We start from the raw sequence: 11,637 nt of genomic DNA, 5'->3' as shown, positions 1-11,637 counted from the left end.
ATGTTTTTCTCCCTCTCCCTGTGGGCATCAGGCCGCAACGGTCACATCGTCAGCGGATTACACTCTTCTCGCCTTAACATCTGGCACAGCGCAATCAGCGGCAACCCCACCAGCGTGTTGGGATCGCGGCCATCGAGCTTGTCGAACAACGCAATCCCTAGTCCTTCACTTTTAAAGCTCCCTGCACAGTTTAGCGGACGTTCCCGACGCACATAATCCATAATCTCCTGCTCGCTAAGATGACGGAAGTGCACATCAAACGGCTCGCACTCGGTTTGCAGATGACCGGAAGCCGAATTATAAAGCGCCAGGCCGGTATAAAAGGTCACGATACCGCCTCGCGCACGCAACAGCTGCTGGCAGGCGTTTTCTTCCGTATGCGGTTTGCCGGTGATTTCGCCGTCCAGCACACAAACCTGATCGGAGCCTATAATCAGATGTGCGGGGTAACGTACGGCCAGCGACTGTGCTTTCTCTTTCGCGAGACGGGTCACCAGATGACGCGGTGACTCGCCCGGCTGTGGCGTTTCATCCACCTCCGGCGCAGCGCATTCAAACGGGATCCCGAGCTTTTCCAGCAGCATTCGGCGATAAGGTGAAGTGGAAGCAAGGACGAGATTTGGCATATTTTTATCACCAGATATAGCGTATCGATGCCAGCCATTTTAAACTACAGGCCGCAATGTGTGCGAATAATTGGCAAAAGGCAGCTCTGGTTGCCTTTTTCTTTGACTCTATGACGTTACAAAGTTAATATGCGCGCCCTATGCAAAAGGTAAAATTACCCCTGACTCTTGATCCGGTTCGTACGGCTCAAAAACGCCTCGATTACGAAGGAATCTATTCTTCCGATCAGGCTGAGCGTATTGCCGAATCTGTAGTCAGTGTGGACAGTGATGTAGAATGCTCCATGTCGTTCGCTATCGACAACCAGCGTCTCGCCGTGTTAACCGGTGATGCAAAGGTGACGGTAACGCTCGAATGTCAGCGTTGCGGGAAACCGTTTGTACAGCATGTTCACACAACGTATTGTTTTAGTCCGGTTCGTTCTGACGAACAGGCTGAAGCACTCCCGGAAGCGTATGAGCCGATTGAGGTTAACGAATTCGGTGAAATCGATCTTCTGGCGCTGGTTGAAGATGAAGTCATCCTCTCCCTGCCAGTCGTTCCGGTGCATGATTCTGAACACTGTGAAGTGTCCGAGGCGGACATGGTCTTTGGGGAACTGCCTGATGAAGCGCAAAAACCAAACCCATTTGCCGTATTAGCCAGCTTAAAGCGTAAGTAATTGAGGAGTAAGGTCCATGGCCGTACAACAGAATAAACCAACCCGTTCCAAACGTGGCATGCGTCGTTCCCATGACGCGCTGACCGCAGTTACCAGCCTGTCTGTAGACAAGACTTCTGGTGAGAAACACCTGCGTCACCACATCACCGCTGACGGTTTCTACCGCGGCCGCAAGGTTATCACTAAGTAATCACGCGTCAGCGTGATTAGGCTTAGTGAGGAACTTCCCCGTGCAAACGGGGAGTTTACCGAACCAGGCTGCGACGATACCTTGACACGTCTAACCCTGGCGTTAGATGTCATGGGGGGAGATTTTGGCCCTTCCGTGACAGTGCCTGCAGCATTGCAGGCACTGAATTCTAATTCGCAACTCACACTTCTTTTAGTCGGTAATCCCGACACAATCACGCCATTACTTGCAAAAGCTGACTTTGAACAACGTTCGCGTCTGCAGATTATTCCTGCGCAGTCAGTTATTGCCAGTGATGCCCGGCCATCGCAGGCTATTCGTAATAGCCGCGGCAGCTCTATGCGAATGGCGCTGGAGCTGGTGAAAGAAGGGCGAGCGCAGGCTTGCGTCAGCGCGGGAAATACTGGCGCGCTGATGGGGCTGTCGAAATTATTGCTCAAGCCGATTGAGGGCATTGAGCGTCCGGCGCTGGTGACGGTATTACCGCATCAGCAGAAGGGCAAAACGGTGGTGCTGGATCTGGGCGCTAACGTGGATTGTGATAGTACAATGCTGGCTCAGTTTGCCGTTATGGGGTCGGTGCTGGCTGAAGACGTGGTCGGGATTAACAATCCCCGCGTTGCTTTACTGAATATTGGTGAAGAAGAGACCAAAGGCCTGGACAGTATCCGCGACGCTGCGGAAATACTCAAACAGGTCCCCTCCATCAACTATATTGGTTATCTCGAAGCCAATGAGTTGCTGACGGGCAAAACGGATGTATTAGTGTGTGATGGCTTCACCGGAAACGTGACGTTGAAGACCATGGAAGGGGTCGTACGAATGTTCCTTTCTCTGCTGAAATCGCAGGGAGAAGGTAAAAAAAGGTCCTGGTGGCTGATTTTATTAAAGCGTTGGTTACAAAAAAGCCTGACGCGGCGATTCAGTCACCTCAACCCCGACCAGTATAATGGCGCCTGTCTGTTAGGATTGCGCGGCATCGTGATTAAGAGTCATGGCGCCGCCAATCAGCGAGCATTTACCGTCGCGATTGAACAGGCAGTGCAGGCGGTGCAGCGTCAAGTCCCTCAGAGGATTGCCGCTCGCCTGGGATCTGTATTAGCTAAAAGTGACTGAGCGTACATGTATACGAAGATTTTAGGTACCGGCAGCTACCTGCCAAAACAAGTGCGTACCAACGCCGATCTTGAAAAAATGGTAGAGACGTCTGACGAGTGGATTGTCACGCGCACAGGTATCCGTGAACGTCGTATCGCCGCGCCAGACGAAACTGTGTCCACTATGGGCTACGAAGCCGCTCAGCGAGCGCTTGAGATGGCTGGCATTGATAAAGAACAGATCGGGCTTATTGTGGTGGCGACAACCTCTGCCACGCATGCCTTCCCAAGCGCAGCGTGCCAGGTGCAGAACATGCTCGGCATCAAAGGCTGTCCGGCATTTGATGTTGCAGCAGCGTGCGCGGGTTTCACCTATGCGCTGAGCATCGCCGATCAGTATGTAAAATCGGGCGCCGTAAAATATGCGCTGGTGATCGGCGCTGATGTGCTGGCGCGTACCTGCGATCCGACCGATCGCGGCACGATCATTATTTTTGGCGATGGCGCGGGCGCGGTGCTGCTGGGGCAGTCCGAAGAGCCGGGCATCATCTCCACGCACCTGCATGCCGATGGCCGCTACGGCGAGCTGTTAACGCTGCCTAACGCCGATCGCGTTAATCCTGATAACTCCATTTATCTCACCATGGCAGGTAATGAAGTATTCAAGGTGGCGGTGACTGAGCTTGCGCATATTGTCGATGAGACGCTGGAAGCCAATAACCTTGAACGCACCGCACTCGACTGGCTGGTGCCGCATCAGGCGAACCTGCGTATCATCAGCGCGACGGCGAAGAAGCTGGGCATGTCTATGGATAACGTTGTGGTGACGCTTGATCGCCACGGCAACACCTCTGCGGCATCGGTACCGTGCGCATTTGACGAAGCGGTACGCGATGGACGAATTAAACGGGGCCAACTGGTCTTGCTTGAAGCCTTTGGTGGCGGGTTCACCTGGGGTTCCGCGCTGGTTCGTTTCTAGGATAAGGATTAAAAAATGACGCAATTTGCTTTTGTGTTCCCGGGACAGGGCTCGCAAACTGTTGGGATGTTGTCTGAAATGGCAGCAAACTATCCGGTTATTGAAGAGACTTTCCGTGAAGCCTCTGACGCGCTGGGTTATGATCTGTGGGCGCTGACCCAACAGGGCCCCGCTGAAGAGCTGAACAAAACCTGGCAGACTCAACCGGCACTGCTGGCAGCCTCCGTCGCATTGTGGCGCGTATGGCAGCAGCAGGGCGGCAAAGCGCCGACGCTGATGGCGGGTCATAGCCTGGGTGAATACTCTGCGCTGGTCTGCGCAGGGGTGATTGCCTTCGCTGACGCGGTACGCCTGGTTGAATTGCGTGGTAAATTCATGCAGGAAGCGGTGCCAGAGGGCACGGGCGGCATGTCTGCCATCATCGGTCTGGATGATGCGTCTATCGCTAAAGCCTGTGAAGAATCTGCTGAAGGTCAGGTCGTTTCTCCGGTAAACTTTAACTCGCCAGGCCAGGTGGTTATCGCGGGTCATAAAGAAGCGGTTGAGCGTGCAGGCGCTGCCTGTAAAGCTGCGGGCGCAAAACGTGCACTGCCCCTGCCGGTGAGCGTGCCGTCTCACTGCGCGCTGATGAAGCCCGCTGCCGATAAGCTGGCGGTTGAGCTGGAAAAAATGACCTTTAACGCACCGACGATTTCCGTTGTGAATAACGTCGATGTGCAGTGCGAAACCGCGCCGGAGGCTATCCGTAACGCGCTGGTTCGCCAGCTCTACAGCCCGGTTCAGTGGACTAAAACCGTTGAATTTATGGCGTCTCAGGGCGTTGAACATCTGTATGAAGTTGGTCCAGGTAAGGTACTTACCGGTCTGACAAAACGTATTGTAGACACCCTGACTGCCTCGGCGATTAACGAGCCGGAAGCCATGAAAGCGGCACTCTCGCAATAAAAGAGGAATACCATGAGTTTTGAAGGAAAAATTGCCCTGGTGACCGGCGCAAGCCGCGGTATTGGGCGCGCTATTGCTGAAACACTGGTTGCGCGCGGCGCGACGGTGATCGGGACTGCGACCAGTGAGAATGGCGCACAGGCCATCAGCGACTATCTGGGTGCGAACGGTAAAGGTCTGGTACTGAATGTGACTGAACCAGCATCTATCGAATCTGTTCTGGAAAATATTCGCGCAGAGTTTGGCGAAGTGGATATTCTGGTCAATAATGCCGGGATCACTCGCGACAACCTGCTGATGCGAATGAAAGACGACGAGTGGAACGATATTATCGAAACCAACCTGTCATCTGTATTCCGTCTGTCAAAAGCGGTAATGCGCGCTATGATGAAAAAGCGTCATGGTCGTATTATCACTGTAGGTTCTGTGGTTGGTACCATGGGAAATGCTGGTCAGGCTAACTACGCTGCGGCGAAAGCAGGTCTGATCGGTTTCAGTAAGTCGCTGGCGCGTGAAGTCGCGTCCCGCGGAATTACTGTAAACGTTGTTGCTCCGGGCTTTATTGAAACGGACATGACGCGTGCGCTGACTGATGAGCAGCGTGCGGGTACGCTGGCGGCAGTTCCTGCGGGTCGTCTTGGCGACCCTAAAGAAATCGCCAGCGCGGTTGCATTTTTAGCCTCTGACGAAGCGGGTTACATCACTGGTGAAACCCTCCACGTCAACGGCGGGATGTACATGGTTTAATCACGATCGAAAATATTTGCGTTATTTGGGCAAATGGCCTCAAAATAACGTAAAATCGTGGTAAGACCTGCCGGGATTTAGTTGCAAATTTTTCAACATTTTATACACTACGAAAACCATCGCGAAAGCGAGTTTTGATAGGAAATTTAAGAGTATGAGCACTATCGAAGAACGCGTTAAGAAAATTATCGGCGAACAGCTGGGCGTTAAGCAGGAAGAAGTTGTGAACTCCGCTTCCTTTGTTGAAGACCTGGGCGCAGATTCTCTTGACACCGTTGAGCTGGTAATGGCTCTGGAAGAAGAGTTTGATACTGAGATTCCGGACGAAGAAGCTGAGAAAATCACCACCGTTCAGGCTGCCATTGATTACATCAACGGTCACCAGGCGTAAGTGAACATCTCCAGGCGGTCATTCGACCGCCTGAGTTTTATCTTTTGTTGTCCCACGAATCTCTTTTTTTATCCCTCCCTGGAGGACAAGCGTGTCTAAGCGTCGTGTAGTTGTGACCGGACTTGGCATGTTGTCTCCTGTCGGCAATACCGTAGAGTCCACCTGGAAAGCTCTCCTTGCCGGTCAGAGCGGCATCAGCCTAATCGACCATTTCGATACTAGCGCCTATGCAACGAAATTTGCTGGCTTAGTAAAGGATTTTAACTGTGAAGAGATCATCTCGCGCAAAGAACAGCGCAAGATGGATGCCTTCATTCAATATGGAATTGTCGCTGGCGTTCAGGCCATGCAGGATTCTGGCCTTGAGATTACGGAAGAGAACGCGACCCGTATCGGCGCCGCTATCGGCTCCGGGATTGGCGGTCTTGGTCTGATTGAAGAAAACCATACATCTCTGATGAATGGCGGCCCGCGTAAAATCAGCCCGTTCTTCGTTCCGTCTACGATTGTCAACATGGTGGCAGGTCACCTGACCATTATGTTCGGCCTGCGTGGCCCAAGCATCTCAATCGCGACAGCCTGTACGTCTGGCGTGCATAACATCGGCCAGGCCGCGCGTATCATTGCGTACGGCGATGCAGATGCTATGGTTGCGGGCGGCGCTGAAAAAGCCAGTACCCCGCTGGGCGTCGGTGGCTTCGGTGCAGCGCGTGCGCTCTCTACCCGAAACGATAATCCGCAGGCGGCGAGCCGTCCGTGGGATAAAGACCGTGACGGTTTCGTGCTGGGTGACGGTGCAGGCATGATCGTACTGGAAGAGTACGAACACGCGAAAAAACGTGGCGCGAAAATTTATGCTGAAGTTGTTGGCTTTGGCATGAGCAGCGATGCTTATCACATGACGTCTCCTCCAGAGAACGGCGCAGGCGCTGCGCTGGCGATGGAAAACGCCATCCGCGATGCGGGCATTACGCCGGCACAGATTGGCTACGTTAACGCCCATGGGACGTCTACCCCTGCGGGCGATAAAGCAGAAGCGCAGGCTGTTAAGTCTATCTTCGGCGAATCTGCCGGCCGCGTAATGGTAAGCTCCACGAAATCCATGACCGGTCACCTGCTGGGTGCTGCGGGGGCGGTAGAGTCGATCTACTCAATTCTCGCGCTGCGCGATCAGGCTGTACCGCCAACCATCAACCTGGATAATCCGGATGAAGGTTGCGATCTGGACTTCGTTCCTCACGAAGCACGCCAGGTTAGCGGTATGGAGTATACCCTGTGTAACTCCTTCGGCTTCGGTGGGACTAACGGTTCTCTGATCTTCAAAAAGGTCTGAGTCTGGTTAGTCGCTGACGATAAAAAAGGTCCGCTTGCCGGGCCTTTTTTATTAGGTGAAATCCCCTTGTCCGGCTGCTCACATCCTGCCAGACTGAGCCTCCACGCATAAGGAGCCACCATGTTTTTAATTAATGGTCTTGAGCAAGACACGCTGCCGGCAAGCGACAGGGCGACCCAGTTTGGCGATGGCTGTTTCACGACTGCGCGTATTCTCGACGGTGGCGTGTGTCTGCTCGGGGCCCATATCCTTCGTTTACAAAAAGCCTGCGAAGCATTACTGATCCCCTTCTCGCAGTGGGACATTCTTGAAAGTGAAATGCGTAGGCTGGCCTCAGATAAAGCAAGCGGCGTCCTGAAAGTCATTATCAGCCGCGGGAGCGGTGGCCGGGGCTATAGCGGTTCTGCCTGTCTGCATCCTACGCGGGTCCTTTCTGTTTCAGATTATCCTTCCCATTATGCGCACTGGCGTGAAGAGGGCGTTGCCCTGGCGCTAAGTCCGGTACGTCTGGGGCGAAACCCGATGCTCGCGGGTATAAAACATCTCAACCGCCTTGAACAGGTGCTTATTCGTACTCATCTTGAGCAGACGGAGGCCGGGGAGGCGCTGGTTCTTGACAGCGAAGGGTACATTACGGAATGCTGTGCGGCTAATTTACTCTGGCGGAAGGGCAGTGATGTGTTCACGCCTTCGCTGGAGCAGGCCGGCGTCAACGGCATTATGCGGCAGTTTTGTCTGCACCAGCTGGCACGCGCAGGCTTTCGCGTTGTCGAAGTCAACGCTAAGGAAGAGGCGCTGCTGTCTGCCGATGAAGCCGTTATCTGCAATGCGCTGATGCCCGTTGTCCCCGTTCGCGCTTATGGCCGCAAATGCTGGTCATCCCGCGAGCTGTTCCAGTTTCTGGCCCCGTTATGTGAGCAAACCAGGTAGTCATGAAGAAAATGTTACGCTTTGTCCTCCTTCTTATCGTTGCGTTCGGTATCGCTGGCGGAGCGGGAGTGTGGAAAGTCCGTCAGCTGGCGGAGAGTCAGATTCTGATAAAAGACGAGACGATTTTTACCCTGAAAGCGGGGACCGGGCGGCAGGCGCTTGGTCAGCAGCTGTATGACGACAAAATTATCAATCGCCCACGCGTATTCCAGTGGCTGCTGCGTATTGAACCGGACCTGTCCCATTTCAAGGCCGGCACCTATCGCTTTACCCCTGGCATGACCGTGCGCGAGATGCTGCAACTGCTGGAGAGTGGTAAAGAAGCCCAGTTCCCGCTGCGTTTTGTGGAAGGTATGCGTCTGAGCGATTACCTCAGGCAGCTGCGGGACGCGCCATACATTAAGCATGCGCTGAAAGATGACCGCTACCAGACCGTGGCAGACGCCTTAAAATTCGAACATCCCGAGTGGGTGGAAGGCTGGTTCTGGCCCGATACGTGGATGTATACGGCAGGCACGACGGATGTGGCCATTCTGAAGCGCGCGCACAACAAAATGGTCGCGGCGGTAGACGCTGCCTGGAAAGGGCGAGCAGAGGGCCTGCCTTATAAAGATCAAAACCAGTTCATGACGATGGCCTCGATCATCGAGAAAGAGACGGCCGTTGCTGCCGAACGTGACCAGGTTGCCTCGGTGTTTATTAACCGTCTGCGCATCGGCATGCGTTTGCAAACCGATCCTACCGTCATCTACGGCATGGGCGAAAACTACAACGGCAGGATTTCCAGAAAAGATCTGGAGACGCCAACGGCGTATAATACCTACGTGATTAGCGGCCTGCCGCCTGGACCGATTGCGACGCCGAGTGAAGCTTCGTTGAAGGCCGCCGCGCACCCGGCCAAAACGCCGTATCTCTATTTTGTGGCTGACGGAAAAGGGGGGCATACGTTTAATACCAACCTGGCCAGCCACAATCGCTCCGTTCAGGACTATCTGAAGGCACTTAAGGAAAAAAATGCGCAGTAAATACATTGTCATTGAGGGACTCGAAGGGGCGGGCAAAACCACCGCCCGTAACGTGGTGGTGGATACGCTTACGTCGCTTGGCGTCGCCGACATGGTCTTCACCCGCGAGCCGGGCGGTACGCAGCTGGCGGAAAAACTGCGCAGCCTGGTTCTGGATATCAAATCCGTTGGTGATGAAGTTATTACCGACAAAGCGGAAGTGCTGATGTTCTATGCGGCGCGCGTTCAGCTGGTGGAGACGGTGATCAAACCCGCTCTGGCAGAAGGGAAATGGGTGATTGGCGATCGCCACGATCTCTCAACCCAGGCGTATCAGGGCGGGGGCCGGGGTATCGATCAGGCCATGCTGGCTACGCTTCGCGACGCGGTTCTGGGCGATTTCCGTCCTGACCTGACGCTGTATCTGGACGTAACTCCTGAGGTGGGCCTGAAGCGCGCCCGTGCCCGCGGCGAACTGGACCGCATTGAGCAGGAGTCTTTTGATTTCTTTAACCGCACCCGTGCGCGTTATCTGGAACTGGCCGGGCAGGACAAGACCATTCGTACCATCGACGCGACGCAATCCCTTGAAGACGTTACGCGTGATATTCAGCAGACCGTTACGCAGTGGCTACAGGAGCAGCAGGCATGAAATGGTATCCATGGTTGCGCCCACACTTTGAACAGCTGATCGGCAGCTATCAGGTTGGTCGGGGGCATCATGCGTTACTGATCCAGGCGCTGCCGGGAATGGGTGATGATGCGTTGATTTACGCCATCACCCGCTTTCTGATGTGCCAACAGCCGGAAGGACATAAAAGCTGCGGTAAATGCCGGGGTTGCCAGCTTATGCAGGCGGGCACGCATCCTGACTATTACACCCTCGAACCCGAGAAGGGCAAAAATACGCTCGGTATCGACGCGGTGCGTGAGGTCAGTGAGAAACTGTACGAATATGCGCGTCTGGGGGGGGCGAAAGTGGTGTGGCTGAAAGACGCCGCGCTACTCACGGAAGCCGCAGCCAACGCCCTGTTAAAAACCCTGGAAGAGCCGCCAGAGAATACCTGGTTTTTCCTCTCCTGCCGCGAGCCGGAACGCTTGCTGGCGACGCTGCGCAGTCGCTGCCGTCTTCACCACCTCGCTGTCCCTCAGGAATCCTGGGCGCTCGCCTGGCTTGAGCGAGAAGTGACGGTGTCACCAGATGCGGCGCGCTCGGCGTTGCGCCTGTGCAGCGGTGCGCCTGCGGCTGCGCTGGCCTTATTGCAGCCGGAAGTGTGGTCCCAGCGTGAAACGCTATGTCGTGCGGTTGAATCAGCCCTCGACAGCCATGACTGGCTGAGCGTGCTGCCAGCGCTGAACAGCGATCAGGCTCCGGAACGGCTGCACTGGCTGGCCGCACTGCTGCTGGATGCGCTCAAAATCCAGCAGGGGGCGACGCTTCTGACTAACCCTGACGTGTGGGCGCTGGTCACCACGCTGGCGAATCGCCTGTCAGGGCAGTCGCTTCACGCTATCCTTCATGATATCTGCCAGAGTCGTGAACAACTTTTGACGGTAACCGGTCTCAATCGCGAGCTTTTACTGACCGACCAGTTACTGCGTATCGAACACTACCTGCAACCGGGCGTCATACCTCCGGTTTCCCACCTCTGAGAGAGACGTTATGTTTTTAGTCGACTCACACTGCCATCTTGATGGCCTGGATTATCAGTCCCTGCATAAAAATGTGGACGACGTGCTGGCGAAAGCCGCCGCGCGCGATGTGAAATTTTGCCTGGCCGTGGCGACCACGTTGCCGGGTTACCGCGCCATGCGTGAACTGGTAGGCGAGCGCGATAATGTCGTCTTCTCCTGCGGCGTGCATCCGCTGAATCAGGATGAAGCGTACGACGTTGAGGATTTACGCCGTCTTGCCGCAGAAGAGGGCGTAGTGGCGATGGGCGAGACCGGTCTCGACTATTTCTACACCCCGGAAACGAAACCTCGCCAGCAGGAATCCTTCCGCAACCACATCCGTATTGGCCGTGAACTGAATAAGCCGGTTATCGTTCATACCCGCGATGCGCGCGCCGACACGCTGGCGATCCTGCGGGAAGAAAAGGTGACGGATTGCGGTGGCGTACTACACTGTTTCACTGAAGACAGAGAAACGGCGGGTAAGCTGCTTGATTTAGGTTTTTATATCTCGTTCTCGGGGATTGTAACGTTCCGGAATGCTGAGCAACTGCGTGATGCGGCGCGATATGTTCCGCTGGATCGTATTCTGGTGGAAACCGATTCCCCGTACCTGGCACCGGTGCCTCATCGCGGCAAAGAAAATCAGCCAGCGATGACCCGGGATGTCGCTGAGTATATGGCCGTTCTGAAAGGTGTCAGTATTGAAGAGCTGGCTCGCGTGACAACGGAAAACTTCGCCAGTCTGTTCCATATCGACCCCGCCCGCCTGCAATCTGTTTGATACGCCTGTTATTTTTAGGCTCGTAATTAATAAGTAAAACGAGTAAAGTTCACCGCCTCATTTGGGGCGGTGATGGCGTTTTTAGACACATCCAGACATGCTTTATGTAAATATCTGCAAGTTTTTTGGCCGTCTTGAACTGAAACGTGATAGCCGTCAAACAAACTCAGAGGGAATTATTTTACTCTGTGTAATAAATAAAGGGCGCTTAGATGTCCTGTCCACGGCGCGGTACTCCCCCCGGGCCAATGCGTGAAAACGTAAAAAAAGCACAA

General features: G+C 54.5%; 14 protein-coding genes. 13 read left to right on the top strand and 1 reads right to left on the bottom strand.

The window, feature by feature from the left end:
* Nucleotides 1-41: 41 nt before the first annotated feature.
* Nucleotides 42-626 (bottom strand): Maf family protein, encoded by a 585-nt coding sequence (locus ACOTYH_RS02075; RefSeq protein WP_017693639.1) that lies wholly within the window; start codon nt 624-626, stop codon nt 42-44.
* Between the two features lie 140 nt (nt 627-766).
* Between ACOTYH_RS02075 and yceD the strand changes: the two genes are divergently transcribed.
* The 13 genes from yceD to ACOTYH_RS02010 all read left to right on the top strand — a co-directional run bounded on the left by yceD (nt 767) and on the right by ACOTYH_RS02010 (nt 11,362).
* A complete protein-coding gene (gene yceD / locus ACOTYH_RS02070) occupies nt 767-1,288 on the top strand; it encodes a 23S rRNA accumulation protein YceD (RefSeq protein WP_003857966.1) in 522 nt (173 codons plus the stop codon).
* A gap of 16 nt (nt 1,289-1,304) precedes the next feature.
* Nucleotides 1,305-1,478, top strand: a complete 174-nt coding sequence (gene rpmF / locus ACOTYH_RS02065) for a 50S ribosomal protein L32 (protein WP_003857964.1) — start codon at nt 1,305-1,307, stop codon at nt 1,476-1,478.
* Between the two features lie 81 nt (nt 1,479-1,559).
* On the top strand, nt 1,560-2,594 hold the full coding sequence (gene plsX / locus ACOTYH_RS02060; protein ID WP_205732299.1) for a phosphate acyltransferase PlsX: 1,035 nt from the start codon (nt 1,560-1,562) through the stop codon (nt 2,592-2,594).
* Between the two features lie 6 nt (nt 2,595-2,600).
* Entirely contained in the window at nt 2,601-3,554 is a 954-nt protein-coding gene (locus ACOTYH_RS02055) for a beta-ketoacyl-ACP synthase III (protein WP_058689464.1), read from the top strand.
* Nucleotides 3,555-3,569: 15 nt separating this feature from the next.
* Nucleotides 3,570-4,499 (top strand): ACP S-malonyltransferase, encoded by a 930-nt coding sequence (fabD, locus tag ACOTYH_RS02050; RefSeq protein ID WP_015570824.1) that lies wholly within the window; start codon nt 3,570-3,572, stop codon nt 4,497-4,499.
* Between the two features lie 12 nt (nt 4,500-4,511).
* A complete protein-coding gene (gene fabG / locus ACOTYH_RS02045) occupies nt 4,512-5,246 on the top strand; it encodes a 3-oxoacyl-ACP reductase FabG (RefSeq protein ID WP_003857956.1) in 735 nt (244 codons plus the stop codon).
* 154 nt (nt 5,247-5,400) lie between these two features.
* Entirely contained in the window at nt 5,401-5,637 is a 237-nt protein-coding gene (gene acpP / locus ACOTYH_RS02040; protein WP_003857954.1) for an acyl carrier protein, read from the top strand.
* 91 nt (nt 5,638-5,728) lie between these two features.
* Nucleotides 5,729-6,970, top strand: coding sequence for a beta-ketoacyl-ACP synthase II (gene fabF / locus ACOTYH_RS02035; RefSeq protein ID WP_032104090.1), 1,242 nt, complete (start codon nt 5,729-5,731; stop codon nt 6,968-6,970).
* A gap of 120 nt (nt 6,971-7,090) precedes the next feature.
* A complete protein-coding gene (pabC, locus tag ACOTYH_RS02030; RefSeq protein ID WP_421637526.1) occupies nt 7,091-7,900 on the top strand; it encodes an aminodeoxychorismate lyase in 810 nt (269 codons plus the stop codon).
* A gap of 2 nt (nt 7,901-7,902) precedes the next feature.
* Nucleotides 7,903-8,925 (top strand): cell division protein YceG, encoded by a 1,023-nt coding sequence (yceG, locus tag ACOTYH_RS02025; RefSeq protein WP_111962025.1) that lies wholly within the window; start codon nt 7,903-7,905, stop codon nt 8,923-8,925.
* The gene (gene tmk, locus ACOTYH_RS02020) at nt 8,915-9,556 is read left to right on the top strand and encodes a dTMP kinase (protein WP_015570821.1); all 642 of its coding nucleotides are present in this window, start codon (nt 8,915-8,917) and stop codon (nt 9,554-9,556) included. Before yceG ends, tmk begins: the two co-directional genes overlap by 11 nt.
* A complete protein-coding gene (gene holB, locus ACOTYH_RS02015; protein WP_032670124.1) occupies nt 9,553-10,557 on the top strand; it encodes a DNA polymerase III subunit delta' in 1,005 nt (334 codons plus the stop codon). Before tmk ends, holB begins: the two co-directional genes overlap by 4 nt.
* 10 nt (nt 10,558-10,567) lie before the next feature.
* Nucleotides 10,568-11,362 carry a metal-dependent hydrolase gene (locus ACOTYH_RS02010; protein WP_023303429.1) on the top strand — a complete coding sequence of 265 codons (795 nt, stop codon included), beginning with the start codon at nt 10,568-10,570 and terminating at the stop codon, nt 11,360-11,362.
* The last annotated feature ends 275 nt before the right edge of the window (nt 11,363-11,637 follow it).

It is taken from the genome of Enterobacter cloacae complex sp. SHL001 (assembly GCF_049236825.1).
GTDB lineage: Bacteria > Pseudomonadota > Gammaproteobacteria > Enterobacterales > Enterobacteriaceae > Enterobacter > Enterobacter hormaechei_C.
Note: the sequence above shows the minus strand (reverse complement) of the source record. Positions and strands in the feature narration are given on the sequence as shown.

What these genes read in the sequence shown, in the direction of transcription:
- ACOTYH_RS02075 (WP_017693639.1), bottom strand. Translation starts at nt 626, where the DNA reads ATGCCAAATCTCGTCCTTGCTTCCACTTCACCTTATCGCCGAATGCTG.
- yceD (WP_003857966.1), top strand. Translation starts at nt 767, where the DNA reads ATGCAAAAGGTAAAATTACCCCTGACTCTTGATCCGGTTCGTACGGCT.
- rpmF (WP_003857964.1), top strand. Translation starts at nt 1,305, where the DNA reads ATGGCCGTACAACAGAATAAACCAACCCGTTCCAAACGTGGCATGCGT.
- ACOTYH_RS02055 (WP_058689464.1), top strand. Translation starts at nt 2,601, where the DNA reads ATGTATACGAAGATTTTAGGTACCGGCAGCTACCTGCCAAAACAAGTG.
- fabD (WP_015570824.1), top strand. Translation starts at nt 3,570, where the DNA reads ATGACGCAATTTGCTTTTGTGTTCCCGGGACAGGGCTCGCAAACTGTT.
- fabG (WP_003857956.1), top strand. Translation starts at nt 4,512, where the DNA reads ATGAGTTTTGAAGGAAAAATTGCCCTGGTGACCGGCGCAAGCCGCGGT.
- acpP (WP_003857954.1), top strand. Translation starts at nt 5,401, where the DNA reads ATGAGCACTATCGAAGAACGCGTTAAGAAAATTATCGGCGAACAGCTG.
- pabC (WP_421637526.1), top strand. Translation starts at nt 7,091, where the DNA reads ATGTTTTTAATTAATGGTCTTGAGCAAGACACGCTGCCGGCAAGCGAC.
- yceG (WP_111962025.1), top strand. Translation starts at nt 7,903, where the DNA reads ATGAAGAAAATGTTACGCTTTGTCCTCCTTCTTATCGTTGCGTTCGGT.
- tmk (WP_015570821.1), top strand. Translation starts at nt 8,915, where the DNA reads ATGCGCAGTAAATACATTGTCATTGAGGGACTCGAAGGGGCGGGCAAA.
- holB (WP_032670124.1), top strand. Translation starts at nt 9,553, where the DNA reads ATGAAATGGTATCCATGGTTGCGCCCACACTTTGAACAGCTGATCGGC.
- ACOTYH_RS02010 (WP_023303429.1), top strand. Translation starts at nt 10,568, where the DNA reads ATGTTTTTAGTCGACTCACACTGCCATCTTGATGGCCTGGATTATCAG.